Annotated in this window: 2 protein-coding genes and 1 pseudogene; 2 read left to right on the forward strand and 1 reads right to left on the reverse strand. The window is 38.3% G+C overall.

Annotated elements, in window-relative coordinates:
• Positions 1–699: pseudogene (locus tag VE944_RS34155) on the reverse strand (Rpn family recombination-promoting nuclease/putative transposase); the annotation flags it as partial.
• Between the two features lie 58 nt (positions 700–757).
• Between VE944_RS34155 and VE944_RS17495 the strand changes: the two are divergent.
• Positions 758–1,324: a Uma2 family endonuclease gene (locus VE944_RS17495; RefSeq protein WP_324979394.1), complete on the forward strand. Its 567-nt coding sequence runs from the start codon at positions 758–760 to the stop codon at positions 1,322–1,324.
• A gap of 187 nt (positions 1,325–1,511) precedes the next feature.
• The coding region (locus tag VE944_RS17500) for a prepilin-type N-terminal cleavage/methylation domain-containing protein (protein ID WP_324979397.1) at positions 1,512–1,644 on the forward strand (133 nt) is incomplete at its 3' end.

The following is a 1,644-nucleotide window of genomic DNA, read 5'->3' on the forward strand; positions in this document are numbered from 1 at the left end:
ATACTCTCGTACAATCGAGTATTTTTGAATGCATCTAAATCGAGCATAGCTTCAATTTCCTCTAAAGTAAGATTGGGAAACTTATAAAATACAATGGCTTGGATAAATCCTAGCACTTTCTTTTGAAGATTTTCATCGGGAAAGTCTTCTCGTGCCTGAGTGATTAACTGTTGAGCTAAGGAAGGAGCTTTTGTAGGCGCTTCTACAAATAGTTTGGCAATTCCTATCGCCAAAGAATCTTCAGCCCTAGTAGAAAGTTCATTAAGATAAATGCAGCGTAGATGTTGTTGTACTAAAGCCTGATAGCGCGGGTGAGGTGGGGTTTCATGAATGCGGCGATCCATAAATAACAATTGCGTACCAGTCTGAGTTTGCGGGTTTATATTGACGGAAGTAAACAAAAATTTCCCCAAAAAGTCGTTCGTAAAATTCTTCATCTTTGTAGGTTTGCAATTTTACAAAGTACATAGGTTCATTTTCAAATCCCTTGATAGTAGCAAATAAACCATCTAAACGAAATGATTGTTGCTTAACTTCAGGGGCAATAAATGTGTAGATATTGGGATTAGTATTAGGTTTATCAATAAGTTCAAAAAATATCTGTGGTAGTTCCTTGATAAGTTCATAAAAAATTACATCTGTTTTCATTGATGCTACTAATGGCAAACTATGAGGCGTTTTTATTTCAACACAATACATTGTAGCTTTCGTAGGTTGAGGTACGTATGATAGATATAAAAGCGTTATTTAGTGTATTATGTCCTTTGCGATTAGAGACTTAGAGCAGCTACAAACCGAGCATCCAGAATGGCAGATGGAGTTGGTAGAGGGGAAAATCATAGTTATGGGGCCATCAGATTACCAATCAGAGGAAATTGGCGCTCGTCTCATTACTTTTTTGAATAACTGGGTAATGTCGCGCAAGCTAGGACGTATAACTGGTTCTAGCGCTGGGTTTATCCTGCCGAATATAGAAGAGGAGGACTCGGAAAAAAGAAACCTCCGTGCCCCTGACGTGTCTTTTGTTAAAGCTGATCGCCTCAAAAAGACCAAGCGCGACTTTGTAGAGTTACTTCCAGACTTAATGGTTGAGATTAAATCTAAAAGCGATAGAATCAAACCGCTTGAAGAGAAGATTCAGCTATTTTTGCAACTTGGGTCTGTAGTCGGTATACTAATTGACCCTGACAAATTAACAGTAACGGTTTACCGATTAAACCAAGCTCCAGTAGTGTTGGAAAATGGAGACATACTTACATTACCAGATTTGCTACCAGGTTGGGAAATGGCGATATCAGAACTGTGGCCACCTGAATTTGAATAAAGCACTCTCACAAACAAAATTGAGAATCTAGCCCCTGGTATACACTTGGGGCTTTTTAATGCAAGGATTTTGGATTGTGTAACCGCATTATCCCAAACTTTTTTTCTGAAGGTGATAGGAAAGCGATCGCAGTTGGGTAAGTTATATCTAGAACACACAACCACTTACTACCCCAGGGTAAACACTTATGAAAACCGAACTAAAAGCTAAATTCCTTCAACACATCCTCAACAAAAAGAACGAAAATGAAGGTTTTACACTCATTGAATTACTAGTAGTAATTATCATCATCGGTATTTTGTCTGCGATCGCTCTACCTT

Source organism: Nostoc sp. (genome assembly GCF_035638895.1).
Classification (GTDB): domain Bacteria; phylum Cyanobacteriota; class Cyanobacteriia; order Cyanobacteriales; family Nostocaceae; genus Nostoc.